23 protein-coding genes and 2 tRNA genes are annotated in these 25,246 nt (G+C 72.4%); 10 read left to right on the top strand and 15 right to left on the bottom strand.

The window, feature by feature from the left end; all coding sequences use genetic code 11:
* The first annotated feature begins 115 nt into the window (after window positions 1-115).
* The 4 genes from ACGFYP_RS17725 (at window position 116) to ACGFYP_RS17740 (ending at window position 4,404) form a co-directional block, all read left to right on the top strand.
* The gene (locus ACGFYP_RS17725) at window positions 116-706 is read left to right on the top strand and encodes a lytic polysaccharide monooxygenase auxiliary activity family 9 protein (RefSeq protein ID WP_361962728.1); all 591 of its coding nucleotides are present in this window, start codon (window positions 116-118) and stop codon (window positions 704-706) included.
* 25 nt (window positions 707-731) lie between these two features.
* Window positions 732-2,402 carry an AMP-binding protein gene (locus tag ACGFYP_RS17730; protein WP_393493792.1) on the top strand — a complete coding sequence of 557 codons (1,671 nt, stop codon included), beginning with the start codon at window positions 732-734 and terminating at the stop codon, window positions 2,400-2,402.
* A gap of 98 nt (window positions 2,403-2,500) precedes the next feature.
* Window positions 2,501-3,811: a sensor domain-containing protein gene (locus tag ACGFYP_RS17735; protein WP_393493795.1), complete on the top strand. Its 1,311-nt coding sequence runs from the start codon at window positions 2,501-2,503 to the stop codon at window positions 3,809-3,811.
* Complete coding sequence (locus tag ACGFYP_RS17740; protein WP_393493802.1) at window positions 3,730-4,404, top strand: response regulator; 675 nt, start codon at window positions 3,730-3,732, stop codon at window positions 4,402-4,404. Before ACGFYP_RS17735 ends, ACGFYP_RS17740 begins: the two co-directional genes overlap by 82 nt.
* 44 nt (window positions 4,405-4,448) lie before the next feature.
* Here the strand turns inward: ACGFYP_RS17740 and ACGFYP_RS17745 are convergent.
* The 6 genes from ACGFYP_RS17745 to ehuB all read right to left on the bottom strand — a co-directional run bounded on the left by ACGFYP_RS17745 (window position 4,449) and on the right by ehuB (window position 8,434).
* Window positions 4,449-4,522, bottom strand: a tRNA-Lys gene (locus tag ACGFYP_RS17745).
* Window positions 4,523-4,617: 95 nt separating this feature from the next.
* Window positions 4,618-5,376 (bottom strand): IclR family transcriptional regulator C-terminal domain-containing protein, encoded by a 759-nt coding sequence (locus tag ACGFYP_RS17750; protein ID WP_361967976.1) that lies wholly within the window; start codon window positions 5,374-5,376, stop codon window positions 4,618-4,620.
* A 167-nt stretch (window positions 5,377-5,543) separates the two neighbouring features.
* On the bottom strand, window positions 5,544-6,287 hold the full coding sequence (ehuA, locus tag ACGFYP_RS17755; protein WP_393493806.1) for an ectoine/hydroxyectoine ABC transporter ATP-binding protein EhuA: 744 nt from the start codon (window positions 6,285-6,287) through the stop codon (window positions 5,544-5,546).
* Window positions 6,277-6,927 carry an ectoine/hydroxyectoine ABC transporter permease subunit EhuD gene (gene ehuD / locus ACGFYP_RS17760; RefSeq protein ID WP_361967980.1) on the bottom strand — a complete coding sequence of 217 codons (651 nt, stop codon included), beginning with the start codon at window positions 6,925-6,927 and terminating at the stop codon, window positions 6,277-6,279. Before ehuD ends, ehuA begins: the two co-directional genes overlap by 11 nt.
* Entirely contained in the window at window positions 6,924-7,583 is a 660-nt protein-coding gene (gene ehuC / locus ACGFYP_RS17765) for an ectoine/hydroxyectoine ABC transporter permease subunit EhuC (protein ID WP_393493810.1), read from the bottom strand. The genes ehuD and ehuC overlap by 4 nt, the downstream gene beginning before the upstream one ends.
* Window positions 7,580-8,434, bottom strand: a complete 855-nt coding sequence (ehuB, locus tag ACGFYP_RS17770) for an ectoine/hydroxyectoine ABC transporter substrate-binding protein EhuB (protein WP_393493813.1) — start codon at window positions 8,432-8,434, stop codon at window positions 7,580-7,582. The genes ehuC and ehuB overlap by 4 nt, the downstream gene beginning before the upstream one ends.
* A 141-nt stretch (window positions 8,435-8,575) precedes the next feature.
* Between ehuB and ACGFYP_RS17775 the strand changes: the two genes are divergently transcribed.
* Window positions 8,576-9,655 (top strand): LLM class flavin-dependent oxidoreductase, encoded by a 1,080-nt coding sequence (locus ACGFYP_RS17775; protein WP_393493816.1) that lies wholly within the window; start codon window positions 8,576-8,578, stop codon window positions 9,653-9,655.
* A gap of 256 nt (window positions 9,656-9,911) precedes the next feature.
* Window positions 9,912-11,615 (top strand): glycosyl hydrolase family 18 protein, encoded by a 1,704-nt coding sequence (locus tag ACGFYP_RS17780; RefSeq protein WP_393493819.1) that lies wholly within the window; start codon window positions 9,912-9,914, stop codon window positions 11,613-11,615.
* A gap of 102 nt (window positions 11,616-11,717) precedes the next feature.
* On the opposite strand, the gene ACGFYP_RS17785 is transcribed toward ACGFYP_RS17780, so the two are convergent.
* Window positions 11,718-13,781, bottom strand: a complete 2,064-nt coding sequence (locus ACGFYP_RS17785; protein ID WP_393493822.1) for a putative bifunctional diguanylate cyclase/phosphodiesterase — start codon at window positions 13,779-13,781, stop codon at window positions 11,718-11,720.
* Between the two features lie 325 nt (window positions 13,782-14,106).
* Here ACGFYP_RS17785 and ACGFYP_RS17790 point away from each other — a divergent pair, with 325 nt between their 5' ends.
* The gene (locus ACGFYP_RS17790; protein WP_393493825.1) at window positions 14,107-15,390 is read left to right on the top strand and encodes a M6 family metalloprotease domain-containing protein; all 1,284 of its coding nucleotides are present in this window, start codon (window positions 14,107-14,109) and stop codon (window positions 15,388-15,390) included.
* 72 nt (window positions 15,391-15,462) lie between these two features.
* Here ACGFYP_RS17790 and ACGFYP_RS17795 read toward each other — a convergent pair.
* The 6 genes from ACGFYP_RS17795 to ACGFYP_RS17820 all read right to left on the bottom strand — a co-directional run bounded on the left by ACGFYP_RS17795 (window position 15,463) and on the right by ACGFYP_RS17820 (window position 20,963).
* Window positions 15,463-15,536: transfer RNA gene (locus tag ACGFYP_RS17795), tRNA-Lys, on the bottom strand.
* Complete coding sequence (locus ACGFYP_RS17800; protein WP_393493828.1) at window positions 15,527-16,198, bottom strand: bifunctional DNA primase/polymerase; 672 nt, start codon at window positions 16,196-16,198, stop codon at window positions 15,527-15,529. The genes ACGFYP_RS17795 and ACGFYP_RS17800 overlap by 10 nt, the downstream gene beginning before the upstream one ends.
* Window positions 16,199-16,343: 145 nt before the next feature.
* Complete coding sequence (locus tag ACGFYP_RS17805) at window positions 16,344-16,700, bottom strand: hypothetical protein (RefSeq protein WP_361967992.1); 357 nt, start codon at window positions 16,698-16,700, stop codon at window positions 16,344-16,346.
* A gap of 126 nt (window positions 16,701-16,826) precedes the next feature.
* Window positions 16,827-18,164: an AAA family ATPase gene (locus ACGFYP_RS17810; RefSeq protein ID WP_393494341.1), complete on the bottom strand. Its 1,338-nt coding sequence runs from the start codon at window positions 18,162-18,164 to the stop codon at window positions 16,827-16,829.
* A gap of 5 nt (window positions 18,165-18,169) precedes the next feature.
* The gene (locus tag ACGFYP_RS17815; protein WP_393493831.1) at window positions 18,170-19,759 is read right to left on the bottom strand and encodes a hypothetical protein; all 1,590 of its coding nucleotides are present in this window, start codon (window positions 19,757-19,759) and stop codon (window positions 18,170-18,172) included.
* 40 nt (window positions 19,760-19,799) lie between these two features.
* The gene (locus ACGFYP_RS17820) at window positions 19,800-20,963 is read right to left on the bottom strand and encodes a hypothetical protein (RefSeq protein WP_393493833.1); all 1,164 of its coding nucleotides are present in this window, start codon (window positions 20,961-20,963) and stop codon (window positions 19,800-19,802) included.
* Between the two features lie 148 nt (window positions 20,964-21,111).
* Here ACGFYP_RS17820 and ACGFYP_RS17825 point away from each other — a divergent pair, with 148 nt between their 5' ends.
* On the top strand, window positions 21,112-21,705 hold the full coding sequence (locus ACGFYP_RS17825; RefSeq protein WP_393493836.1) for a histidine phosphatase family protein: 594 nt from the start codon (window positions 21,112-21,114) through the stop codon (window positions 21,703-21,705).
* Window positions 21,706-21,745: 40 nt separating this feature from the next.
* Here ACGFYP_RS17825 and ACGFYP_RS17830 read toward each other — a convergent pair whose 3' ends face one another.
* Window positions 21,746-23,035: a tetratricopeptide repeat protein gene (locus ACGFYP_RS17830; RefSeq protein ID WP_393493839.1), complete on the bottom strand. Its 1,290-nt coding sequence runs from the start codon at window positions 23,033-23,035 to the stop codon at window positions 21,746-21,748.
* Between the two features lie 222 nt (window positions 23,036-23,257).
* On the opposite strand from ACGFYP_RS17830, the gene ACGFYP_RS17835 reads away from it, so the two are divergent.
* Both ACGFYP_RS17835 and ACGFYP_RS17840 read left to right on the top strand, forming a co-directional pair.
* On the top strand, window positions 23,258-23,710 hold the full coding sequence (locus ACGFYP_RS17835) for a hypothetical protein (protein WP_393493842.1): 453 nt from the start codon (window positions 23,258-23,260) through the stop codon (window positions 23,708-23,710).
* A gap of 104 nt (window positions 23,711-23,814) precedes the next feature.
* A complete protein-coding gene (locus ACGFYP_RS17840) occupies window positions 23,815-24,690 on the top strand; it encodes a spermidine synthase (RefSeq protein ID WP_393494344.1) in 876 nt (291 codons plus the stop codon).
* 15 nt (window positions 24,691-24,705) lie between these two features.
* On the opposite strand, the gene ACGFYP_RS17845 is transcribed toward ACGFYP_RS17840, so the two are convergent.
* A complete protein-coding gene (locus ACGFYP_RS17845; RefSeq protein ID WP_393493845.1) occupies window positions 24,706-25,242 on the bottom strand; it encodes a hypothetical protein in 537 nt (178 codons plus the stop codon).
* Between the last annotated feature and the right edge of the window lie 4 nt (window positions 25,243-25,246).

Here is a 25,246-nt window from a genome sequence, read left to right on the forward strand (position 1 = left end):
ACCGCACAACCAACCGCACCACCATCCCCATCAGCACCACCATCCCCATCAGCACCACCATCCGCACGCGTGCAGCACGGCTCGGAACTCCCCCACGTTCATCAGGAGCGACAGCATGCGCAAAAAGATAGGCGTGGCGGCGGTGGCGCTCGGCGTCGCCGGCGCCTCCCTCTTCGCCACCAGCAGCGCCAGCAGTCATGGCTACACCGACTCCCCGATCAGTCGTCAGAAGCTCTGCGCCAACGGCACCGTGACCAACTGCGGCAGCATCCAGTGGGAGCCGCAGTCGGTCGAGGGCCTCAAGGGCTTCCCGGGCGCCGGACCCGCCGACGGCACGATCTGTGCCGGCGGGAACTCCCGGTTCTCCCAGCTCGACGACGCGCGGGGCGGCGCCTGGCCCACCACCAAGCTCACCTCGGGCCAGAGCCACACCTTCCGCTGGCAGTTCACCGCCCGGCACAGCACCACCGACTTCAAGTACTACATCACCAAGAACGGCTGGAACGGCACCCAGAAGCTCACCAGGGCCGCACTCGACCCGCAGCCGTTCCTCACCGTCCCGTACAACAACGCGCAGCCGCCGGCCACGCTCTCGCACGCCGGGACCATCCCGTCGGGCAAGACCGGACGCCATCTGATCCTGGCGGTCTGGACGATCGCGGACACCGGGAACGCGTTCTACGCCTGCTCGGATGTTCAGTTCTGACGTATCGTCAGTTACCGTCCGGCGTATGACCGAACCCACCGTGGCGGAGCTCGTGCGACGGCAGTGGGGCGACCACAGGGTCGGACTGAGGGCGCGGGACACGGTCCTCAGCCATCACCAGGTCGCCGCCGGGGCCGCCGCACGGGCGGCGCTCCTCGTCGATCTGCTGCCCCGGGGTGCCGAGCCGCACCTCGGGGTACTCCTCGACAACACACCGGAATTCCCGCTCTGGCTCAGCGCGGCGGCCCTCGCGGGGGCCGCCGTCGCCGGCATCAACCCCACCCGGCGCGGCGCCGAACTGGCCCGCGACATCGTCCACACCGACTGCCGTGTCCTGGTCACCCAGCGCGCGTACCTTCCCCTGCTCGACGGGCTTCCCCTGCCGGGCGTACGCGTCCTCGTGACCGACACCGACCCCTACCGGGAGCTGCTCGGCCCCTTCGAGGGCGCGAAACCGGGCGAGGCCGTCGTCCGCCCCGTGCGGCGCGACAGCCGGATGCTGCTCTACTTCACCTCCGGCTCGACCGGCGCGCCCAAGGCGGCGATCTGCACCCAGGGCCGGCTCGCGGCCGCCGGACGCTCGCTCGTCGCCCAGTTCGGGGTGGGACCCGAGGACGTCCACTACATCTGCATGCCGATGTTCCACGGCAACGCGGTCATCGCCGACTGGGCCCCGGCGCTCGCCGCCGGCGCGGGCGTGGCGCTGCGGGACCGCTTCTCGGCCTCCGGTTTCCTGCCGGACGTACGGGAGTTCGGCGCGACCTACTTCACGTACGTCGGCCGGGCCGTCCAGTACCTGCTGGCCACCCCGCCGCACCCGGACGACCGCGCGCACCCGCTGCGTCTCGGCTTCGGTACGGAGGCGGGGGCGGTGGACGCCGCCCGCTTCGAGGCCCGCTTCGGGGCCCGGCTCGTCGAGGGCTACGGCTCCTCGGAGGGCGGCGCGGCGATCCAGCGGACCCCGGACACCCCGACCGGCGCGATCGGCCGGGCGGCGCCGGGGGACGACCTGGCGGTGGTGGACCCGGCGACCGGCGATGAGTGCGCGCCCGCCGTCCTCTCGCCCCAGGGCCGGCTCCTCAACGCCTCCGCCGCGATCGGCGAACTCGTCAACCGGGGCCGGAACCCCTTCGAGGGCTACTGGCGCAACCCCGAGGCGGAGGCCGCCCGGCTGCGCGGCGGCTGGTACTGGACCGGCGACCTCTTCTACCGGGACGCCGACGGCTTCCTCTGGTTCGCGGGCCGGGGCGACGACCGGCTGCGCGTCGACAGCGAGAACCTCGCGGCGGCCGTCATCGAACAGATCCTCTCCCGCTGGGAGCGGGCGGCGGGCGTCGCCGTCTACGCGATACCCGACCCGGTCGCGGGCGACCAGGTGATGACGGCGATCGCGCTGCGCGAGGGCGCCGCGTTCGACCCGGACGCGTTCGCGGAGTTCCTCGCCGCCCAGCCGGACCTGGGCACCAAGATGCCGCCGAGGTTCGTACGGATCGTCCCGAGCCTTCCGCTGACCGCCACCAACAAGATCCACCGCGTGGGCCTGCGCCGGGAGTCCTTCCTCTGTACGGACCCGGTCTGGTGGCGCCCGGCGCCGGGCGCCGCGTACGAGCCGCTGACCTCGCAGGCGCTCACCGAACTCCGGTCCGCGTACGCCACCCACGACCGCTCGCCCCGGGGCCCGGGCGCCACGGGGTAGAGCCCGGGCCCCCGGGGCGCGGGGTAGGGCCTGCCCTACCTCCGTACACCCACCAGACCGATGGCCCCGCCCGCCGGCCGCCGCCTACCGTGAACCCCATGACGCCCCGAACCCCCTGGCAGGCCCTCACCCGGGCCCGGTTTCCGCGGACCGCCTGGCCCTGGCGGTCCGCCGGGTATCTGGCGACCGGGGTGGTGACCGGCGTACCGGCGCTGCTCGTCCTGCTGCTGCTCGTCGTCTTCTCCCTCGTGCTCGTCGGGCTGCCCCTGCTCCTCCTCGCCGGGGTCGCCCTCGGCGGCCTGGAACGCCGCCGGCTCCGGCTCGTCGACCTCGACCCGGCCGCCGATCCGCACCGGGTCCCCGACGCTCCGGGGCTCGCGTCCTGGCTCCGGGTCCGGGTCCGGGAGCAGGCCACCTGGCGGGAGCTCGCGTACGCCGTGCTGCACGCCACCGTCCTGTGGCCGCTCGACCTGATCGTCCTCGCCGTCGCCCTCGGTCTGCCCGCCGCCCTGATGAGCACCCCCGTCCAGCTCGCCTTCGACGGCCAGGAGGTCAAGGTCGTCAAGGCGTACCTGGTCACCTCCTATCCGCAGGCCTTCGCCGCCGCCCTCCTCGGGGCGGTGCTCCTGGTCGCCCTGCTCCACCCGCTCGCCGCGCTCGCCGGGGCCCGCGCCGCCCTCAGCCGCGCCCTGCTCGCGCCCCGCGAGGCGGAGCTGCGCGAGCGGATCGGCGAGGTCACCGCCTCCAGGGCCCGGCTCGTCGACGCCTTCGAGGCCGAGCGGCGGCGGATCGAACGCGATCTCCACGACGGCGCCCAGCAGCGCCTGGTCGCCCTCACCATGACCCTGGGGATCGCCCGGCTCGACGCCCCGCCAGGACCGCTCGCCGACCGGCTCGCCCAGGCCCATGACGAGGCCGGCCGGGTCCTGACCGAGCTGCGCGAACTCATCCACGGCATCCACCCGCAGGTCCTCGCCGACTACGGTCTCGGCGCGGCCCTCACCGACGCCGTCGACCGCTCCGCCGTCCCCGTCACCACCGACATCGACCTGCCCCGGCTGCCCACCGCCGTGGAGAGCGCCGGGTACTTCGCCGTCTGCGAGGCGCTGGCCAACATCGGCAGGCACAGCGGCGCGACCCGCGCGACCGTCACCGCCCGGTACGGAACGTCGCTGACCCTCACGGTCGAGGACGACGGGCGCGGCGGCGCGGACCCGGCCCGGGGGACCGGTCTCACCGGACTCGCCGACCGGCTCGCCGTCCTCGATGGCACACTGACGATCATGAGCCCGCCGGGCGGGCCGACCGTCCTACGAGTGGAGATCCCGTGTCGACCGCTGCCCGAGACCGAGACCGGGCCCTCCGGGTCGTCCTCGCCGAGGACAGCGTCCTCCTCCGCGAGGGCCTGATCGGTCTCCTCGCCCGTTTCGGCCACCAGGTGGTCGCCGCCGTCGGCGACGCGGAAGGGCTGCGCGCGGCCGTCACCGAGCACGCACCGGACATCGTCGTCACCGACGTCCGGATGCCGCCCGGCTTCCAGGACGAGGGGCTCCGCGCCGCCGTCGCCCTGCGCGCCGAGCGCCCGGGCCTGCCGGTCCTCGTCCTGAGCCAGTACGTGCAGCGGAGCTACGCCGCCGATCTCCTCGACGCGGGCGACGGCACCGGCGTCGGCTACCTCCTCAAGGACCGGGTCGGCCAGGTCGAGGAGTTCCTCGACGCCCTCGTCCGGGTCGCCGACGGCGGCACGGTCGTGGACCCCGAGGTCGTACGGCAGCTGCTGCGCCGCCGCCGCGATCCGCTGGAGGCGCTGACCCCGCGCGAGCGCGAGGTCCTCGGCCTGGTCGCCGAGGGGCACTCCAACGGCGAGATCGCCCGGCGGCTCGTCGTCACGGAGGCGGCCGTGGGCAAGCACATCGGCAACATCCTCGGGAAGCTGGACCTGCCGCCGGCGGAGGAGACCCACCGCAGGGTCCTGGCGGTACTGACCTACCTCCGAGCCTGAACACGAAGAAGCCCCCCGCTTCCGCGAGGGGCTTCTTCCGTCTGTGCGCCGCCAGGGACTCGAACCCCGGACCCGCTGATTAAGAGTCAGCTGCTCTAACCAACTGAGCTAGCGGCGCCTGCTGACAGAGAAAATACTACCTGGTCCTCGGGGGTGGTTCTGACCGCCACTCCCGAGGACTCGGTCACACCTCTCCGATCGGCGCCGACCTGCTCAGATCGCCAGGGAGAGCACCACCGGAGCCGCTCTGCGGTTCAGCGTGTCGGCCGCCGAGCGCAGCCGGTGGGCGTGCTCGATCGGCAGCGAGAGCGCCAGGCAGCCCACGGCCGCGCCGGCCGTCAGGGGCACCGCCGCGCAGACCGTGCCCACCGCGTACTCCTGGAGGTCGAGCACCGGGACCGTCGGCGGCTGGCTGTCCAGCTTGGAGAAGAGCACCTTCTCGTTGGTGATCGTCCGGGAGGTGAGGCGGGCGATCTTGTGGCGCGAGAGGTGGTCCCTGCGGCCGTTCTGGTCCAGCTGGGTCAGCAGGCACTTGCCGACCGCGCTCGCGTGCGCGGCCGAGCGGAAGTCCACCCACTCGTTGACCGCGGGCGTGCGGGGGCCGGCGGCGAACTGGGTGATCTTCACCTCGCCGTCGATGTAGCGGCTGATGTACACCGCCGCCCCGACGGAGTCGCGCAGCTCCGTGAGCGTCTCCTGGAGCTTGCCCTCCAGGGCCTCGCGACGGGTCAGCCCGGATCCGAGCAGGATCAGGGAGTCGCCGATGACATAGGCGCCGTCGGCGACCTGCTCGACGTAACCCTCGCGACGGAGCATCAGCAGCAGGGACGACAGATGGGCGACGGGCAGACCGGTCTCACGAGCGATCTGGACGTCCGTCACCCCGCCACCGTGCCGTGAGACCGTCTCAAGGACGCGCAGGGCGTATTGCACCGAGTGGAACGGCGCAGTGGGCTCGGGCTTCAGCGCCACGGTTTCCCCCTACCAGGTTGTGACCGCAAGCTTCCGTACCACGATAGCCGTCAAGCTCCCTTTTCGGGGCGGCTGTTGGCGAGATTGATGCGGCGCCCCAGCGCCGTACGCTGGGGCGCACCACCCTGGCATATGCCATAGTCAAAGAACCTTACGAGAGCCTGAGGTCAGAGCACCGCGCCGAGAAACTCGCGGGTACGCGCGTGCTCCGGAGCCGAGAAGATTTTTTCCGGAGAACCGGACTCGATCACCCGTCCCGCGTCGAACATCAGGACCTCGTCCGAGATGTCCCGGGCGAAGTTCATCTCGTGCGTCACACAGATCATGGTGATGTCGGTCGTCGACGCGATCTCCCGGAGCAGATCGAGGACGCCGGCCACCAGCTCCGGGTCGAGCGCGGAGGTCACCTCGTCAAGGAGAAGCACCTTCGGCTCCATCGCGAGCGCCCGCGCGATCGCGACCCGCTGCTGCTGCCCACCGGACAACTGTGCGGGCCTGGCCTCGCACTTGTCGGCGAGCCCGACCATGTCGAGCAGCTCGCGCCCGCGCGCCTCGGCCTCCTCCCGGCTCTTCCCCAGGCTCCGTACCGGCGCCTCCGTGATGTTGCGCAGGACGGACATGTGGGGGAAGAGGTTGAAGTGCTGGAAGACCATCCCGATCTTCCTGCGGACCTCCCGCCGGTGCTTCTCGTCGGCCGGGTGGAGCTTTCCGCCGTTGACCCGGATGATCCCCGCGTCGGGCTTCTCCAAGGTCATCAGCAGCCGCAGGATCGTCGTCTTGCCGGAACCGGAGGGTCCGATCAGGGTGACGTGCTTGCCCGGACGGACCGTGAAGCTGAGGTCGTCGAGGACCGTCTGGTCCCCGAACCGCTTGGTGACGTTCTCGAATCGGATGAGGTGTTCAGTGGGCAAGGCGGCGCTCCAGAGTGCGGACGAGCAGGGAAGCGGGATACGCGATCAGGACAAAGGCCACCCCGACCACCGTGAGCGGCTCGGTGTACTGGAAGGTGGCGGCGGACTCCAGACGGGTCTGCTGCAGGAGCTCGAGCACCCCGATTCCGGCCAGGATCGGCGTGTCCTTCAGCATCGCGATGACGTAGTTGCCGAGCGCGGGCGTGATCCGGCGCAGGGCCTGCGGCAGGATCACCGTCAGCCAGGTCCGGTGGCGCGGCAGGCTGAGCGCCTTCGCCGCCTCCCACTGCCCGGCCGGTACGGCGTCGATGCCGGCCCGGTAGACCTGCGCGGTGTACGTCGAGTAGTGCAGCCCGATCGCGAGCGTGCCCGTGGTCAGGGCGGAGAACTGCACCCCCCACTCCGGCAGTACGAAGAAGAGGAAGAAGAGCTGCACGAGCAGCGGGGTCGTGCGGACGAACTCGGTCACGGCCTGCACCGGCCAGCGCACCAGCCTGCTGTCGGCCCGGAAGCCGAGCGCCCAGACAAGACCGAGCGAGAACGAGATCAGCGAGCCGAGCACGAGGACCTGCAGGGTGACGAGCACCCCGTCCCAGAAGCGCGGCAGGAAGTCCACCACAGCGGACCAGTCCCAGTTCACTTGGCCACCACCCCCAGGTTCGCCTTGGTGCGCCTCTCCAGCGCCTTCATCGAGCGGGTGATCACCAGCGCGATCACGAAGTACACGACCAGGGTCACGGTGTAGATCCCGCCGCTCTCCTGGGTCGCGAGCCGCACCAGGTACGCGGCGAAGGAGACGTCGCCGACGCCCAGCAGCGAGACCAGGGCGGTGCCCTTGAGCAGCTCGACCAGCAGGTTGCAGAAGGACGGGATCATCTCGGGCACGGCCTGCGGGAGCAGCACGAGCCGCAGCCGCTGCCAGGGCGTGAAGCTGAGCGCGACTCCCGCCTCGCGCTGCGCCTTCGGTACGGCGTTCAGGGCGCCGCGCACGATCTCGGCGCCGTACGCCCCGTAGGAGAGGCCGAGCGCGAGGATCGCCGCCCACATCGGGACGAGCTGCCAGCCGACCAGCGGCGGCAGGACGAAGAACAGCCAGAACATCAGGATCAGCGCGGACGTGCCGCGGAAGACCTCGGTGTAGAGCCCGGCCAGGAAACGGACGGCGCGGGAGCGGTGCGTACGGGCGGTGCCGACGGTGAAGGCGACCACGGCGGCGAGCGCGGTGGAGGCGACGAGGAGCTGGAGCGTGATCCAGATGCCGGGCAGGACCCAGTTCTGCCAGAGTCCGGCGGTCATCGGCACAGCTCCTCGGCGGTCAGCGTGGTCATCTCGGCCTCGGTGAAGCCGAAGCGCCGCAGGATCCGGAAGAGTTCGCCGCTCTTCTTCATGCGGTGCAGCTCGGTGTTGAAGGCGTCCCGCAGGGCGGTGTCGGTGGGGCGGAAGGCGAAGCCGCCGCCGTCGACCTTCCGTTTGCCGTCGACGACGGCGGCGAAGGGCGCGGTGGCCTCGGCCTTGGCGGACTTACGGACCACCGAGCGGACGGTCAGGGCGGTGCCGGCGAAGACGTCGACACGGCCGGACTCCACCGCGTTCAGGCCGGCGACCTGGTCCTGGAGGACCACGATGTCCTTCTCCGGGTAACCGGCGGCCACCGCGTACGCGATCTCGGCGTATCCGCTGCCGGTCGCGAAGCGCGCCTTGGTGCGCACCACGTCCTCGTACGAGCGGAGGTTCTTCGGATTGCCCTTGCGGACGAGGAAGGAGTCGAGCATCTGGTACTCGGGGTCGGCGAAGAGGACCTGCGCGCAGCGCTCCTTGTTGATGTACATGCCGGCCGACACCACGTCGAACTGCTGGGAGCCGAGCCCGGGGATGAGCGATGCGAAGTCGGTGGCGACGGGCTGGACGTCCGTGACGCCGAGCCGGCCGAAGATCACCCGGGCCAGCTCGGGGGCCTCGCCGGTGAAGGCGCCCTGCTCGTCGACATAGCCGTACGGCACCTCGCCCGCGATGCCGAGGCGGACGGTGCCCTGGGATCTGAGCCGGCCGAGGGTGTCGCCGGAGGCGACCCGGGCGCACCCGGCCGCCGCGGTCGTGGCGGCGGCAGCTGTCCCCCACAGCACCGTCCGCCGTCGTATCTGGTTCATTGATCGAGGCATGGGCGCGCGGCTACCCGAAGCCGAACAGCTCATTCCTGCGGACCTGCATGTTCGCGTCGGAATAACCGGAGACAGCCTCCTGTTCTGGTTCCTCGTACGTACGTCTTTGGGCAGAAGGGTCGGCACACGGTGAGCGACGCGATTCGGGGCACGGCACACGGGGAATCGCCCGTACCGCTGTCCGTACTGGACCTGGTGACCGTCGGCAGCGGCCGGACCGCGAGCCAGGCGCTGGCCACCAGCGTCGAGATCAGCAAGCTCGCCGAGCGGCGCGGCTACCACCGCCACTGGGTCGCCGAGCACCATTCGATGCCCGGCGTCGCCTCCTCTTCGCCGGCCGTGATCCTGGCCCACCTCGCCGCCCACACCGAGCGCATCCGGCTCGGCTCCGGTGGCGTCATGCTGCCCAACCACGCCCCGCTGGTGATCGCCGAGCAGTTCGGCACGCTGGAGGCCTTCGCCCCCGGCCGCGTCGACCTCGGCCTCGGTCGCGCGCCCGGCACGGACGGCGCCACGGCCGCCGCGCTGCGCAGGACCCGGACCCTGAACGAGGGCGCGGACGACTTCCCGCAGCAACTGGCCGAGCTGACCCGCTTCCTGGACGACGACTTCCCGGACGGGCACCCGTACGGCAGGATCCACGCCGTGCCGGGACCGGTGCAGGGCCCCAAGGGCCGGCCGCCGATCTGGCTGCTCGGCTCCTCCGGCTTCAGCGCACGCCTCGCCGGCACGCTCGGGCTGCCCTTCGCCTTCGCCCACCACTTCTCCGCCCAGAACACGATCCCCGCGCTCGACCTCTACCGGGACTCCTTCCGCCCCTCCGAGGTCCTCGACGTGCCGTACGCGCTCATCGGCGTCGCCGCGCTGGCGAACGAGGACGCCAAGGAGGCCCGCCGCCAGGTCCTCACGGGCGCGCTGTCGATGCTGCGGCTGCGCACCGGCCGGCCGGGTCTGATCCCGACGCCCGAGGAGGCGGAGGCGTACCCCTTCAGCCCGACGGAGCGGGAGTTCGTGGAGAGCTGGCTCGCGAACATCGTCCACGGAACGCCGGACGAGGTGCGGACCGGCCTGGACGACCTGCGCAAGCGCACGGGGGCCGACGAGCTGATGATCACGGCCAACGCGCACGGCGGCGATGCCCGGCTGCGTAGCTACGAGTTGATCGCCGACGCGTACGGGATGCCGGACGGAGGCGTTCCGGCAGAGTAAAACCTGGGTGTCCGAGGCCGGTTGGTTCAGACCGGAACGGCCGGCTCCGCCACCCCTAAGTGAACCTTAAACCGCTCGTCACCTGTGGTGGCGGGCGGTTCGTTTTTGTGCTGCACCGCTCTGACAAGGGTTTTCTTCCGTCAACTGGTCTAGTCCTCAATCTGGTTCAGACCATTGACGCGCTGTTCGCGCACGGGCTATCTATTCTCCAACCCGCCGTACCGCGTACCCCTCGTATCCCCCTCGGAGGCCGCACGTGCACCCCCGTAAGCCCTTGATAGCCGCGCTCGTGAGCACGGCCCTCGCTGCAGGCGCGCTCGCCGCGACCGTCGGAATCGGCTCCGCCTCGGCGGCCGGCACCGCCACCACCGCCACGGCGGCCGCCGACGGCAACGTCCGCATCGCGTACTACGACCAGTGGAGCGTGTACGGGAACGCCTTCTACCCCAAGCACCTCGACACCCGGGGCATCGCGGGCAAGCTGGACATCATCAACTACTCGTTCGGCAACATCCACCCCACCGAACTCACCTGTTTCGAGGCCAACAAGGCCGCGGGTGACGACAACAACCCCAACGCGGGTGACGGTGCGGGCGACTCCTACGCCGACTACCAGAAGTCCTTCAGCGCGGCCGACAGCGTGGACGGCGTCGCCGACACCTGGAACCAGCCGATCGTGGGCGTCTTCAACCAGTTCAAGGAACTGAAGGCGAAGTACCCCCACCTGAAGATCAACATCTCGCTCGGTGGCTGGACCTACTCCAAGTTCTTCCACGACGCGGCGAAGACCGACGCCAGCCGCAAGAAGCTGGTCTCCTCCTGCGTCGACCAGTACCTCAAGGGCAACCTGCCGGTCGAGGGCGGATTCGGCGGCCCCGGCACCGCCGCCGGCATCTTCGACGGCATCGACATCGACTGGGAGTACCCCGGCTCCGCCAACGGCCACCTCGGCAACCACTACGGCCCCGAGGACAAGCAGAACTTCACCCTGCTCCTCGCCGAGTTCCGCAAGCAGCTCGACGCGTACGGTACGGCCAACGGCGGCAAGAAGTACCTGCTGACCGCGGCCCTCCCGGCCGGCCAGGACAAGATCAAGTACATCGAGACGGACAAGATCGGCGCGTACCTCGACTACGCGAACATCATGACGTACGACATGCACGGCGCCTGGGACGGCGACGGGCCGACGTACCACCAGTCCCCGCTGTACTCCGGCTCGAACGACCCGACCGACCCCATCGCGCCGGGCACCGAGAAGTACTCGATCGACAACGCGATCGACTCCTGGATCGACGGCAAGCCGGCCTACGGCATCGCCGGCGGCTTCCCCGCCAACAAGCTGACCCTGGGCTACGAGTTCTACTACCGCGGCTGGAAGGGCGTCCCGGCGGGCTCGGCCAACGGCCTCGCGGGAACGGCTACCGGCGGCTCCAACGCCCGTCCGCTCAGCCAGCAGGCCGGCATCGCCCACTACAAGGAGCTCGGCGGCATCGTCGACAACGCGGCGACCACCTTCTGGGACGACCAGGCCAAGTCCTCGTACTTCTACAAGGACGGCGAGTTCTTCACCGGCCTGAACCAGAAGTCGATCCAGGCCCGCGTCGACTACGGCAAGCAGCGTGGTCTGGCCGGGGCGATGATGTACTCGCTCCTCGGCCTGGACAACAACATCACCCTGCTGAACCAGATCAGCGACGCCCTCGGCGGCACCACCGTCCCGCCGACCACGCCGCCCACCACCCCGCCCACGACGCCTCCGACGACCCCGCCCACGACCCCGCCGACCACCCCGCCCACGGGCTGCGGCTCGGTCCCGGCGTACGTGGCCGGCACGGTCTACAACGGCGGCACCGTCGTCTCCCACAACGGCCGCAAGTGGCTCGCCCAGTGGTGGACGCAGAACGAGACGCCGGGCACGACCGGCGAGTGGGGCGTCTGGAAGGACCAGGGCGCCTGCTAGCACCCCCGCTGAACCCCTCATGAACCACTGCCCCCGCCCGGAATGTCCCTCCGGCCGGGGGCAGTTCCATGCCCTCGTCCTGCCTCAGGGGCACACCGGCAGTCACACCGGAAGAGGCGAGGCCCCGATCAACTCCGCGATACGGTCCGGGGCCACCGCCCGCGAGTACAGCCAGCCCTGCCCGGTGTCGCAGCCGATCCGCCGCAGCCGCGTCGCCTGCCCCGAGGTCTCCACGCACTCGGCGGTGACCGTCAGACCGAGCCGGTGCGCCAGCTGCACCAGCGCCTCCACGATCAACTCGTCCGCCGGATTGGCGTGCGCCTCGTCCTGGAAGCCGCGGACGAAGGATCCGTCGAGCTTGAGGACCGAGACCGGGAGCCTGCTCAGATAGGCCAGGTTCGAATAGCCGGTGCCGAAGTCGTCGATGGCGATCCGCACCCCCATGTCGCTGAGCGCCTGCAGCGCCTGGAGCGGGCGGCCCGCCGAGCCCATCACCGCGGACTCGGTCAGCTCCAACTGGAGCAGATGCGGGGCGAGACCGGTCTCCGCGAGGATGCCCGCCACGTCCGCCACCAGGTCGGAGTCCCAGACCTGCCGTACGGCCACGTTGACGCTCACGAAGAGCGGCCGCTCGCGCGGATGGTCCTTCTGCCACTGCCTCGCCTGCCGGCACGCGGTGCGCAGCACCCACCGCCCCAGCTCGACGATCGAACCGTCCTCCTCGGCGATCCCGACGAACCGATTCGGCGGGAGCGTGCCGAACTGCGGGTGGTTCCAGCGCACCAGCGCCTCCACCCCATGGACCGCCCCGTCCGCGAGCCCGACCAGCGGCTGGTACTCGAGCCCGAACTCCCCGCGCTCCACGGCCGGTCGGAGGGTGGAGGAGAGTGCCTGCCGGGTCATCCGGTGCGCGTTGCGCTCGGGGTCGAAGAGGGTCCAGCGGGCCTTGCCGTCGGCTTTCGCCCAGTAGAGCGTGGTGTCGGCGGCCTGCATCAGACCCGTCGCGGTCGTCCCGCGCGCGCCCCGTTCCACGACCCCGATCGAGGCGGAGACGGAGAGCCGCTGCCCGGCGAGGTCGAAGGGGCGCTGCAGCGCGCAGAGGACGGACTGCGCGAGATCCGCGAGCTGTTCGGTGCCGGTGGAGTCCTCGACGAGGATCGCGAACTCGTCGCCGCCGAGCCGCGCGACCAGGTGCCCGCCGCTCCTGGTGTACCCGTCGTTGTCCGCACACTCCGTCAGACGGGCGGCGACGGCGGCGAGGAGACGGTCCCCGACGCGGTGGCCGAGGGTGTCGTTGACCGCCTTGAAGCCGTCGAGATCGAGGTAGCAGAGACCGATCCGCCCTGTTCCGCCATGCCCGTACGACTCATAGGACCCATGTGATTGGTGTGACTGATGGGGTGATCGGAAATCCTCGGCCTCCTCGTCCTGGGCGGCGGCGGTCTCCAGGGCGACGGAGAGGCGCTCGAAGAAGAGGGTCCGGTTGGGCAGTCGGGTCACCGGGTCGTGCATCTGGAGGTGGCGCAGCCGGGCCTGGAGCTCGCGCCGGTCGCTGATGTCCGCGATGGAGAGGAGGACGCGGCGGCTGTCGGGTACGGGGGAGACGGTGACCTCGGCCCAGAGCGAGCGCCCGTCGGGGTGCTTGAGCCGCCGCGTGCAGCGGAAGCGGGAGCGGCGGCCGCGCAGCACCTCGCGGTACGCGTGCCAGGTGCGGCCGTCGGAGGCGAGGTCGACGAGGTCGGAGGCGGCCTGCTCGCGGAGCGCGGCGGCCCCGGTGCCGAGGAGGGCGCCGAGGGCGTCGTTGGCGGAGACGACGAGGCCGTCCTGGTCGACGACGGCCATGGCGAGCTGCGCGGCGCGGAAGGCGGCGCGGTAGTCACGGAGCTCGGAGTCGGAGGGGCAGCCGGGTGCGGCGGGGCCGGGTTCGAGGCGGCCCGGTTCGAGGCGGCCTGCGTCGAGTCGGCCCGGTTCGAGGCGGCCTGCGTCGAGGCGGCCGGGTTCGGGGCGGCCCGGTTCGAGTCGGCCTGCGTCGAGGCGGCCCGGTTCGAGGCGGCCCGGGTCGGGATGGCCGTCCGAGTGGCTTTGGTGACGCTCCGTGATCGGGAGCGCGGGCTCTCGTGCGGGCGAGAGCCGGGTGTGGGCCGGTCCTTCGGGGGTTCCGCTCACCGCTCGCTCCCGTAGTGCAGTCGGGCCGTACAGACGTGGTCGGGGTGGGTCGGCCAAGGAAAGTCTGCCGATCATAGAGGCTGCCCCGGGGGCCGTTCCAGCTTCTTGGGCGCCCTGCGGCCCGGTGGACGCCAAGAGCCGCCCCCCGATGCGACCCGGCCGATCGTTTCTGCGCGGGTCTGACGCGGGACGGCGGCGGCCTGACCGATTGTGACGTTCCGTGAGCCGTTGAGGGCGCGTGTCGCGTCGACCCCGTGTTGCGCGCTCACCCGACTGGGGCAGCGGAAAAGTGCGAAACACCGCAAACCATCACAAGGTGGTTGAGGTGTCCCGCATTCCGCAGCCGGAGGTCCACGTGAGGGGTCAGCAGCCACCCGGGGGAGTGGAACGCGCACGGCTTCGTGCCTCCGCCGCGGCCTTCACCTCCCTCGTGGCGCTCGCCGCGACCGGGCTCGTGGCGGGCCCCGCCGTGGGCGCGCCGACGGCCGGTCCGTGCGCCCTGCCCCGTACCGCCGCACACCACTCGCTCGGCCTCGACACCTGGAACGGCGCGTACCCGAAGCCCGCCCGCTCCCTCGACGCGGTCATGATCTTCCTGTCGTTCCCCGACTCCGAACCGCTGACCACGCCCGAGGAGCTGGCCGCCGACCACTTCCCCGGCACGAGCGACTTCTTCCGGCGCGCCTCGTACGGCCGCTTCGCGCTGCGCGCCGACACCAGGCCGGTGTGGACCACGATGCCGAAGGCGTCGACGGCGTACGCGATACGGCGTGACTGGGACGCGTCGAAGCGGACGGCGTACCTGCGCGACGCGCTGGCGGCGGCGGACGGCGATGTCGACTTCGCGCGGTACGACATCGTCTACCTGGTCGCCGACCCCGACGCGCCGGGGGTGGACTCCGACGCCACCAAGGTGGTGAACCTGGAGCAGCCGCTCACGGTGGACGGCAAGGACATCAAGCGGGTCGTCACCGTCTTCGAGCGGCACCCGCCGGACCGCAACGTCCTCGCGCACGAGACCGGGCACGTCTTCGACCTGCCGGACCTCTACCACCGGCCCATGGACGGAAAGGGCGACTGGGACACCCATGTGGGGGACTGGGACGTCATGGGCAGCCAGTTCGGTCTCGCGCCGGAGCCCTTCGGCTGGCACAAGTGGAAGCTGGGCTGGCTGGACCGGCGCCAGGTGACCTGTGTCCAGGGGCCGGGCAGCCGCCTGTTCAGCCTGGAGCCGCTGGCGGCGTCGCCGGTGGCCGGCGGCTCGGTCGGCAACCGGCTCGCCGTCGTCCGTACGGGCGTGGGCACGGCGCTCGCGATCGAGGCGCGGGGCGCCACCGGCAACGACCAGTACACCTGCAAGGAGGGTGTGCTGATCTACCGCGTACGGAACGAGGCGGCGTCAGGGGACGGCCCGATCGAGGTCGTGGACACCCATCCGCGGAGCGAGGCCTGCTGGGACCGGTCGGTGTACCCGCCGCTGGCGGACGCGCCGCTGGGGGTGGGCGAGACGTTCACGGTGCCGGGGGAGGGGACGCGGGTGGAGGTCGCGGACCGGACACGGGCGGGGGCGTGGACGGTGAAGGTGACGGTGCCGCCCGCGTCGTCGTGAGGGATGCGGCGTCATGAAGGACGCGCGGCAACGAGAAAGCCCCCCGCTTCCGCGAGGGGCTTTCTCCGTCTGTGCGCCGCCAGGGACTCGAACCCCGGACCCGCTGATTAAGAGTCAGCTGCTCTAACCAACTGAGCTAGCGGCGCCTGCTGACGTCGTAGACCTTAGCATCCTGATCGGCGCCAGGAAAAATCGATATCCGCACGTCGGCGGCGGAGGCCGCGCGGACCGCCCGGACACAGGCCCAGAGCATGATCTCGGGCCCGGGCAGCCAGGGGTGTCGGGTGTCGGGGGCGACGACCCAGCGGGGGGCGGTGGGCCGGCCGGGGGTGAGCGGGGGGATCGTCACGGCGTCCCCGAGGCCGTGGCAGAGCGGCGGCGGGACGGCGTCGCCCCACTCCTCCCAGTGCAGCAGGGCCGGTAACCGCTGGGCGGTGCCGGGCGCGGCGAAGAGCAGCATCCGGCCCCGGTGGACGGCGACGGGCCCGGAGCCGGGGCCCTCCGCCCAGAGCCGGTCGAGCATCCGGCGCCCGAAGATCGTGTCCACGTTCACGACGTCGAAGACCGTCCCGCAGGGGAGTACGGCGGGGGCGGCGGGCCTGGCGTCCCAGAGCGCGAGCGTGGAGTGCGGGAACGAGGCGGCGGAGGCGAGCCAGTCGGCGCCGGCGGCGGTGACGTGGGCGGAGTGATGGCGCCCGTCGTCGGGGTCCCGCAGGAACCGGAAGATGTCGTGCCGCTCGCTCCGCCGCTCGTCGGTGTCGCTCTGGGCCGGGCTCAGGGGGATCTCGTCTCGTAGCCATCCGCTCATGAGGAAAGATCTACCGGCAGTGACCGAGTTGTTTCCCAGAGTTGCGGGAAACCCGGACAGGGCGGGTGCGGGGGGAGTATCTTTCGCCCCGGCATATGCCAGACGGTCGTTCGCCGCCCGAGCGCCGCGATCTGTGAGTGACCCGTCAGTCGTCCGTCTGGGTGCCTGCCGAACGCAGCAGGTCGTGACCGAAGTCGATCATGCGGCGGGCGTAGTCCTCGGTCCACTCCGCGCGCTCGGCGACATCCGCCGCCGTCAGGCGGTCGAAGCGGCGCGGGTCGGCCAGCTGGGCCGCCGCCATCGCCTGGAACTCGATCGCCCGGTCCGTCGCCGCGCGGAACGCGAGCGTCAGCTCGGTCGCGCGCGCCAGCAGCTCGCGCGGGTCGTCGATCGACTCCAGGTCGAAGAAATGCTCCGGATCCGAGGTCGCCTCGGCGGGCTCGAAGATCAGCGGTGCGGGCCGGAGCCGCCGTTGCTGGTTCCGCTCCGCGGATTCCGCCATGGTCCTTCTCCTCCTCGCACACACACGGCCCGGACTCCCGGGCCGACTTCCATTGTCCCGCGCCGCGCAAGAGGGCGGGGCGCGGACCGCACCCCGACGCGCCCCCACCCCCCGAAGCCCCTGGTCTCAGGGCTGCCAGGGCACGCGGTGTTCGGAGAGGTGGGAGAGGACCGCGTGGTTCGCTTCCCAGCCGTCCGGGAATTTGACCGTGACGCCGAGTTGGACCGGTTCCGTCGAGGGGTGGTCGTCCAGGAGGTCGGCGACGCCCGCTCGGCAGACGACGATGCAGGCGTGGCGGTGGCGGGAGGCCAGGACGCAGAGGCGGCCCGTCTCCAGGTGGAAGGCCGTGGCGTCCGGGCGGCCGGACAGGGGGTGGAGGACGACCGTCACGTCGTACTCGCGGCCCTGGAGGCGGTTCGCCGTGTCCACGGTCACGCCCGTGACGCCCAGCTCCGCGAGCGCCGCGCGGACCGCCGCCGCCTGGTCGCGGTGGGCCGTGCCGACGGCGACCCGGTCGGGGGTCAGCGGTACCGGGTCGGGGCCCCGCTCGCTCACCGCCGCGCCGCCCCGGTCCAGGAGGCGGCGGACCACGAGCGCCACCGCCCCGACCGCCTCGGGGTCCGTGCGCGGGGTGTGCCGGGCCGGGAGCTCAAGGAGGCCCCAGCCCGACTCGGCGGCCTCGTCCAGGACCCGGTCGGGGCCCGAGCCGTCCGACGGCACCCCGAACGTCAGGCGCCGGTCACCGTGGTCCGTACCGCTGCGGAACCGCGTGTACGGATAGAACGCGTCGGACACCAGCGGCGCCGCCGACGCCGGCAGCCGCCAGGACACCGGCAGCCGGTGCTGCGGCAGCTCCGGGTTGTGCGCGAGCAGGGTCGAGACCGCGCTCGCCGACGGGTCGTACGACAGGCCCGCCCACTGCTCCGCGCCGACCACCGAGAACGGGTCCAACTGCCCCGGGTCGCCCACGAACAGCGCCCGCTCGAAGAGCCCCGCCACCGCGAGCAGCGCGTCCGAGCGCATCTGGTACGCCTCGTCCACGATCGCGTGCGCCCACGGCTCGACGTTCTTCACGTGCGCCCACTTCGCCGCCGTCGAGATCGTCACGGGAAGGCCTGCCAGGTCGCCCGCCTTCGACGACTTCCGTACGTTCTCCAGGTCGTCGAGCGCCTTGTCGTACGGATCGCTGTCGTTCGAGTGCAGTCGCCCCACCGGCAGGTCCGGCTGCTTCTCCGCGAGCCGCAGGACCAGGTCGTCCACCTGGGCGTTCGTCTGGGCCACCACCATCAACGGGCGCCCCGCGTCCGCGAGTTCCAGTGCGGCGCGGACCACGAGCGTCGACTTGCCCGCGCCCGGCGGGGAGTCCACGACCACGCCACGGGCGTTCCCGTGCAGGGTGTCGGCCAGGATGCCGGCGGTGGCCTTCGCGGCCTCCGCCGAAGGGTCGAAGACATCGGGAGTCACGGGGCTCACAGCAGGTCCTCAGGCGTCACGGCGTCGGGCAGTTCGGCGGCGTCGGAGCGCGGCGGGCCGCCGTGCGTCCAGGGCGTCTCCTCCGGGTCGGGCAGCTTCGCGCCCACCCGCTGGTCGTGCTCGAAGAGCGTCCAGGAGATCCGCTCGCCCTTCTCAGGGACCGACCCCTCGGCCGGCTCCTTCGACCGGCCCATCCGGTCGGTGATCCGCAGCACGAGCGAGCCGTCCTCCTCGTACCGTACGAACTCGGCCGTCTGCGGCTTGCCTTCGAGCGAGCGGTACGTCTTGACCCCCGCGCCCAGGTGCGGACGGTCGTCCGTGCGGACCGTGAGGAGCGGGCGCGGCGAGGGGCGCTTCGACTCCGACCAGGCCATCGTCACCTCCACCACCTCCGCGACGAACGCCTCGCCCGCGAGCCGCCGCCCGGCGAGCACCAGCGGATCGTCCAGGGCCTCCTGCGCCTCCAGCTGGCCCTGCGCCGCCTCCCGCGTGGCGAGCTTCTGCGCCGCCGCCACCGCGTCGTCGCGGCGGGGCTGCGGCGGCTCACCTGCGACCACGCGGTCGCGGTGGCCGGTGAACGACCAGCGGTCGCGGGTCCACCGGTCCGCCACCCGCGCGCCCTCCGGCAGCTCCCGCAGCAGGTCGAGCGCGCGCCAGACCGCGTCCCAGGTCGGCTTCAGCTGGGAGACGATCAGCCGGCGGATCTCCCGCTCGGCGCGGTGCAGTTCGGCCAGGCGTTCGTCTGCCGTCTCGCCGTCCTCGGCCGAGGCCAGTGCCTGCCGGGCCCGGTCGAAGCGCTCGATCGCGGGCGCGAGCAGCCGGTTGTCGAAGGCCGGGTCGGTCGCGGGACCGGCGGGCGGGCAGAGCAGCTGCCCCCAACGGTCCCGGCCCAGCTCGGCGCGCAGGGCCGCCTCGGCCCCGGACTCACCCTCACCGGCGTCGATCCAGGCCAGGAGCGCGCCGAGATGCTGGTCCTCCAGGGAGGACTGGCCCGTCGCCCAGTGCCGGTTCAGCAGGTCCGTCGCCGAGAGCAGCAGCGACGAGCCCGGTACGCGGGCCCGCTCGCCGAGGTGCGTCAGCCAGCGGCCGAGCAGCGGTACGCGCGGCGGCGCCGGGAACGGCGTCTCCGGGTCCTGCTCCGCCGTCCGCCGGAACCGCATCGAACGCCCCAGGAGCCGTACGTACTCGATGCCCGCCCGGCCCGGCACGATCAACTGCGGTGCGTCCGCGCAGAGTTCGACCTCGACCTTGACCTTCTTCCCGGTCTCCGGGTCCGTCTCGTTGCGCTCGGCCGCCTCGACGACATCGGTGAACGCGTCGATGTACGGCAGGACTTCCTCGGCCAGGTCCGCCAGGAACGCGAACCGCAGGTCCCGGTCGCGCGGCTGCGCCACGACGAGCAGCCGGGGCTCCTCGCGGTCCGTCCCGACGAGCGCGCCGAGCGGCGCACCCGCCTCTCCGGCCGTCGTCAGCGGTACGAGGACGAGCGGCCGCTCCGACACATGCCGGTGCCGGACCGTGGCCAGCGGCTGGGCGCGCCCGGACTCGACGGCCTCGAGGCGGGCGAGGGTGGAGATCAACGACATGGGGAGCCTCCTCGTGCGGTACCGTCCGCCCGGCTCGCGCTCAGCACGCGCATTCGACAACCGCCCTCGGGGTCCGCGCCGGCACCGTCGCCAGCGCCTCGTCACGCAGCGCCCGCGCCCTGCGCAGGGCCTCGACCGTCGGGTCGTCCGCGTCGCCCTCCTCGCCGCGGGCCGCCGCCAGGACCGCGCCGACGGTCGTCAGGGCGCCCAACTCCCCCCGTACCGAACGGCCCAGGGTCTCCACCGCGCCCGCGTCCCGGGCCCGGCCGCGGCAGTGGAAGGCCAGCTCGCAGGCGGCCAGGCACTCCGGCGCGTACGCGTGCGGGACGGACTCCACCGCCGTCGTCAGCTCCTCCGCCGAGCAGCTCTCCACGTCGAACGTGACGCCCTCCGGCAGCGCGGCCGCGATGTCCTCGACGCGGGTGAGCCGGGTCAGCTGACGGCGGGTCACCGACAGCTGCTTGCGCACGTCGACGACGGAGGCGGTCGGCAGGTTGGAGAAGTCCTTCGGGCAGACGAGGAGCACGTGGTGAGCCACCTCGGCGCCTTCGGTCAGCGCCGCGACCCGCTCCAGGGCGAGGACGTACACCGCCGACTGGCGGGCCGCGGCGCCGACCTTGGACGCGTCCGCCGAACCGTCGATCATGGGGAAGGACTTGATCTCCACGACCGTCCACCGGCCGTCGGGGTGCACCACGACCGCGTCGGGCTCCAGGTAGGCGGGGGAGCCCGCCACCTCAAGGGCCAGCATCGGGTGGTCGAGCAGCGCCCACGCTCCGGCGGCGGTCGCCTCGCGCAGCGCCAGGGCCGTGCGGGCGGCGCGGCCCTCGGGCCCGGCAGCCGCGAGGTCCGGGAGCCGGACCTCGCCGGGCTCCTCGATGCCGAGCAGCCGCAGCAGCTCGCGCCCGCCGTCCGCCTTGACCTTCGCCTCGAAGGCGTTGCCCCGCATGAACGCGAACTGCGACTGCCCGAACGCGGCCGGTGAACCGAGCTTCGCCGCGAGCGCGGTCTTGTCCACCCCCGCGCCGTCGAGCAGCGCGCGCCGCCGGCAGCCGGGGTTGGCGGCCAGCGCCGCCAGGGCCCGCGCGTCCAGCGGATGCGGCACCACGGTCGGCCCGCGCAGCTCGGCGAGCCGCCCCCACACTCGCGGCTGCCGTGTCGTCTGCGGAGGGAGGGGCGCTCCGCCGTCGAGGGATTCGCTCACCCGCGGAAGTCTCCCATCCGCCACTGACATCCGACCGCGGTTCCCCCGACCCGCTGGTCAGGGGGCGCCCGCCCGTCGCCGGGAATTCAGGTGGGAGATGATGGAGGTACACCCGTGACATAGCCCCGTCGACCACCCAGGAGCCTTCATGGCACCCCGCATCCTGCTCGCCCGGCACGGCCAGACCGAATGGTCGCTGCTCGGCCGCCACACCGGCAGGACGGACATCCCGCTTCTCGAAGAGGGCCGACGCGGCGCGAAGCTGCTCGGCGAGCGGCTGCACCGGGGGGTGTGGAACGGCCTGCCGAACGTGGAGGTCCGTACGAGTCCGCTGGTACGCGCCCGGGAGACCTGCGACCTCGCGGGCTTCGGCGAGCGGGCCCAGGACTGGGACGCGTTGATGGAGTGGGACTACGGGGCGTACGAAGGTCTCACCCCGGCGCAGATCCAGGAGCGTCAGCCCGGCTGGCTGCTGTGGGACGACGCCGTGCCGGAGGGGGAGTCCCTGGCGCAGGTCTCGGCGCGGGCCGACGAGGTCGTGGAGTGGGCGCGGTCGGAGGACCGGGACGTCCTGGTCTTCGCGCACGGGCACATCCTGCGTACGCTCGGCGCGCGCTGGCTGGGTGAGGACATCTCCTTCGGCGCCCGGATCCGCCTCGACCCCACGAGCCTGTCGATCCTCGGCTGGGCCTACGGCAAGCCGGCCGTGGAGCGCTGGAACGACACGGGCCACATGGAGTAGCCGCGCCGCCCGGGTCCGCCCGTCCGGTGGACCGGCGCCCTCAGCGGATCGTCGCAAGGACCTGGCTGGTCTCCGTCAGGATGCGGCGGATGCGGGAGGACTGGACGTCGCCCAGGGAGTCCACCACGCGCCGGGCCTCCGCCGACGCCTCGTCCCTGCGGCCCGCGTGGGCCAGGTTGCTCGCCAGCTGGGCGCGGTAGAGGGCGAGGTTACGGGCGAAGTGGGGGTTCTGGAGGACCGCCGCGCGGTGGGCGTGGCGGGCCGCCCGGCCCCAGTCGCCGAGCGCCGACCAGCAGTGCGCCTCCAGCGCCTCCAGCTCCGGCTCCCCGAAGAACGACATCCACTCCGGGTCCCCGTCGCTCTGCCCCTTGGCGAAGTGGCCGTGGGCGCGGCCGAGGGCCTGCTCGCAGGCGGACCGGTCGCCGAGTCCGGCCCAGGCCCCCGCCTCCCGCAGGGAGAGCAGGGAGAGCAGCCGGGCGGAGGCCAGCGGCTGTGCCGCCCGCAGCCCGGCCTGCGCGGCCCGGACCGCCTCCCGGTACCGTCCCGCGTCCCTGGCCAGGAACGACGTGTTGCAGAACGCGTGGGCCTCCAGGGCGGGATCGCCCGCCACGCGCGCGGTGGCCAGGGCCTCCGCGTAGTGCGAGCGGGCGTCGTCGAAGCGGCCCGAGTCGTGGGCCAGCCAGCCCACGGAGATCGCGAGCTCGCCCGCGCCCGCGTGCAGCCGGTCCTCGGTGGAGCGGCGGGCCGTCGTACCCGCGTCGAGCAGGGCGTACGCCGCGCGCAGCGGCTGGGCGGCGGCCTTGTACAGGCCCTCGGCGCCGTGCCGGTCGTCGAGCAGCCGGATCTGCCGTACGGCGTCCTCGACGGCGCGGACCTCGGCCTCGCCGATCCTGTGGGCCCCGCGAGGGGCGGGGATCGCGACGGCCGTGCCGCCGAGTCCCAGCGAGACGGCCGCCACGGTGGCGGTTCCGCTCGTCATGAATGCGCGACGCAGCACGTCGCTCTCCTCATCGTTCCGGGTGGTGATGGCGGGTGCGGGCGGTGCCCCGGCCGGGACGGCCGGCCGTCTGCCGCGTACCGCCTCCCGAGCCGAGAAGCCCAGGTCCGCCAGGGAGAGGCCGGGGAACATGTGCAGGAACACCCGCTCGTACGCGTAGTTGGGACAGCGGATCTCACCCGCCTCCACGCGCCCGATGTAGCGGGCGTCGCACGCGACCTGCTCGCCGATCTCCCGCGCCGCCCGTCGGACCGTCGCGGCGAACTCCGCCGGCGAGTGCTGTCCGCGGAGCCGGCGGAAGGCGAGATTGGGAACTGCCCCTGACACCGCCATGGCCGAGCCCTCTCCTGTGCTGCCGGTGTTCCGGCGGGGCAAAACGTACCTGCTGTGATCGGTCGCCTACGCAGGGTTTTGCCATAAATCGGATATCTCGCTCGCGATCTGCCATGAACTGCCATCCTTTGCGGCGGCGTGCCGCCGTAGCCGTTGACGCGTACGGGCGTTGAACCATGCGGAGAGACGGAACGTGTCTTCTCAGGAGCGAGGAGGGGTCACATGTTGGAGATCGGATCGCAGTCGACCGCACTGCACCCACCCACCCCGGACGCCAGCGCCCCGCACGCCGGTGCCCCGCACGCCGAACCCTGCGACCTGGTGACCGTGCCGGTCCGCCAGGGCCTGGAAGCCGTCGACATCCTCCGTCGCGGCGGGACCCCGGTCGTCGGCCCCGTGCTGCACGACGGCGCCTGCGACACCCTCGGCTTCCTGGTGCCGCCCGGCACGGCGGCGGCCTGGGACATGCCCGGCAGCGCGTGTACCCGGACCTCGGGCCGTGGCCTGCGGATCCCCGAGCTGCCGGAGCTCCCCGAGCCCGCCGGTGACGCGCCGCGCCCGGCCGGCTGGCTCCTGCCGCCCGGCGACACCGGCGAGGTCACCGACCCGGCCGTGCTCCGCGAGGCCCTCGGCCAGGCGGCCCGCCTGATCGAGGCGGCCGACGGCTGTCGCTAGGTCGCGTCCGGAGCCTCCGCGCGGGCGGAACAGGAACCCTCCCTGGAGGCCGTGATCCGGCGCCCCGGGCCTCGTCGGGCGGGGAGCTGGCACGCATGCCGATAATGGGGCACGTGGCCAGGAACAGACAGCGTGAACGGGCGGCGGCGGCCGTCGCCGTCGTCGAGACCGTCGACGGCGGGCTCGCGGAGCTCATACCCGACCGGGAGCGGCCCCGCGGCTGGACGCTGCTCATCGACGGCGCCCCGCAGTCGCACGTCGACCTCGACGACCCGGCCCACCTCTCCTTCGAGTACCAGCGACGCCTCGGCCACATCGCCGATCTCGCCGCCCCGCCCAACCGGCCGCTCCAGGTCGTCCACCTTGGCGGCGGGGCCTTCACGCTCGCCCGCTACATCGCCGCGACCCGGCCCCGCTCCACCCAGCAGATCGTGGAGCTCGACGGTTCGCTGGTCCAGCTCGTCCGCCGTGAGCTGCCCCTCGACACGGCCGCCCGCATCCGGGTCCGCTCCACCGACGCCCGCGCGGGGCTCGCCAAGGTGCAGGACGGCTGGGCGGACCTGATCATCGCCGACGTCTTCAGTGGGGCACGGACCCCCGCGCACCTGACCACCGCGGAGTTCCTCACCGAGGTCCGCCGGGCCCTGAGGCCGGGCGGTTTCTACGCGGCGAACCTCGCGGACGGACCGCCGCTGACCCATCTGCGGGGCCAGATCGCGACCGCCGCCACCGTGTTTCCCGAACTCGCGCTGACCGCCGACCCGACCGTGCTGCGCGGCCGCCGCTTCGGCAACGCCGTCCTCCTCGCCTCCGACGGGGAGCTGCCCGTCGCCGAGCTGACCCGCCGGGTGGCGACCGACCCGCACCCCGGCCGGGTCGAACACGGCCGGGAGCTCGCCGACTTCACCGGCGGCGCGACCCCGGTCACCGACGCGAGCGCCAAGCCCTCGCCCGTACCGCCGGCGTCCGTCTTCCGGTAGATGCCGTAGGGGCCGTCAGCGGTCCTCGATCTCCACCCGGGGCGCCGTGTCGTGCCACACGCAGAAGACCGACAGCTCGCGCCCGTCCTTGGTGAACGTGACCCGGATCCAGGTGGGTTGCTTCCACACCTGCATCTGCCAGCCCGAGGACGGGGTGGCGGAGACCAGCTCCGCCGACGTCTCGCCGAGGTCGAAGGCGACCCGGCCGCCGTCGACCGCGTAGCTCTTCACGCTCCCGCCGCTCTCCGGCGGCTTCGTGGCGGGCGGCTTGGCGGTCGTGGGCCTGCGCGAGGGGGTCGCCGAGGGCGATGACGGCGGCGTGGTGGACGGGCCTGCCGACGGCGTGGCGGAGGCGGAGGGTCCCGGGTCTCGCGTGGAGGACGCACGTGTCTCGTCGTCGCCGGTCCCGGCCGGAATGGGCAGGGCGCGCGGCGGGTCGTAGACCGTACCGGCCAGTACCGTGTGCACACCCCACCAGGAGAGAGTGACCGCCGCGCCCGTGGCGAGCGACCACGCCATCGCGTGAACAAGTCCTCTGTGCATCCGGGCCATACTG

Source organism: Streptomyces sp. NPDC048370, from assembly GCF_043200825.1.
Lineage (GTDB): Bacteria > Actinomycetota > Actinomycetes > Streptomycetales > Streptomycetaceae > Streptomyces.